Genomic DNA, 1,660 nt, shown 5'->3' on the forward strand with positions numbered 1-1,660 from the left:
GCCGTGACGTCGCGGCTGACGGCCGCGCCGACCGCGCTCGTCGGCCGCGAGCAGACCGTCGCCGAGGTGCTGGCGGCGCTCGACACCGCGCGCGTCGTGACGCTGGTCGGGGCGGGCGGCATCGGCAAGACGCGGGTTGCGCTCGAAGCGGCCATGCGCGCCGAAGCCAGTTTTCCGGACGGCGCCGCGTTCGTGTCGCTGGCCACGGTCGCCTGTCCGCAATTCGTGCCCGACGCGCTGGCGGCGGCGTTCGGCATCGCACAGTCCGCCGGATCGCTGACGCTCGAGGCGGTGCTGGCCAGCGTCGCGAACCGCCGGATGTTGCTGGTGCTGGACAATTGCGAGCATCTGCTCGACGCGGCCGCGCGGATCGCGAGCGCGCTGACCGAATCCGACGCCGGCTTGCGCGTCCTCGCGACCAGCCGCGAGGCGCTGCGTATCCAGGGCGAGCGGCTGTGTCCGATCCCGCCGCTCGAGGTGCCGCGCGAAGGTGCCGACGATGCCGAAACGCTGGGCGCGAGCGCGGTGCAGCTGTTCTCGGCGCGTGTGCAGGCCGCCGATCCGCGTTTCCCGCTCGACGAACGCAGCGTGTCGCTGATGGCATCGGTGTGCCGGCGCCTCGACGGCCTGCCGCTCGCGATCGAACTGGCCGCGGCCCGCGCGGCCGTGCTCGGCATCGACGTGCTGGCCGCGCATCTCGACGACCATTTCCGGTTGCTGACCGGCGGGTTTCGCACGGCGTTGCCGCGTCATCAGACGCTGCAGGCGATGTACGACTGGAGCTACCGCCTGCTCGGCGATGCGGAGCGCTTGCTGTTGCGATGGCTCGGCGTATTCCGCGACACCTTCTCGATCGACGCGGTGCGGGAGATCGTCGGGGCCACGCGGCTGGCCGATGCGGACCTGCTCGACACGATCGCCGGCCTCGTGTCGAAGTCGCTGCTGAGCCTCGAAAGCGCGCACGGCGCACCGCGTTACCGTCTGCTGACGACGACGCGTGCGTACGCGCTACAGCAGCTCGAGAACAACGGCGAATGCGCGGCCGCCGCCCGCGCTCACGCGAACTACTTCCACGCGCTGTTCCGGCTCGCGCCGGTCGACGACGGCGGGCCGCTCGCCGAATCGCGGCTCGACGTGATCCGGCGCGAGCTCGGCAACCTGCGCGCGGCGCTCGACTGGGCGTTTTCGCCGAACGGCGATGCGGAGATCGGCATCGCGCTGGCGGCCGTGGCGGTGCCGTGCCTGTTCGACCTGTCGCTGGTCGACGAATGTCGCGAACGCGCGCGCGCGGCGCTCGATTCGATGCGCGACATGGACGAGACGCGCACGCGCGACGACGCGCGCGTGCGTCTGCTGGCCGCGTATGCGGCCGCGCTTGCCCATACCGCCGGGTCGACGCAGGTCGCGCACGACGCGTGGTCGGAAGTGCACGCGCTCGGGTTCGACACGGGCGAGAGCGAGCTGCCGCCGCGCGAATCGTAGCGGCGCGCGGCCGTCGCGGCTTCAGAACGTTTCAGGCTGAACACATGACCGGGCCGGCCGGTGCGTCTACATTGATTGGACGCACGGACCGTCGGCGATGCGCGGGCAGGCGGGCACGCCACCGGCTCGCGCTGCGGCGACGCGCGGTCGCGACGCCGCTGAACGCCGGCGCGGGGCG

Annotated in this window: 1 protein-coding gene; it reads left to right on the forward strand. The window is 72.3% G+C overall.

The annotated features are described in order from the left end of the window. The coding region (locus DPV74_RS41265; RefSeq protein WP_119339278.1) for a transcriptional regulator at positions 1-1,482 on the forward strand (1,482 nt) is incomplete at its 5' end. Positions 1,483-1,660 lie beyond the last annotated feature (178 nt).

This window comes from Burkholderia sp. HAN2018 (assembly GCF_024704855.1).
GTDB classification, from domain to species: domain Bacteria; phylum Pseudomonadota; class Gammaproteobacteria; order Burkholderiales; family Burkholderiaceae; genus Burkholderia; species Burkholderia cepacia.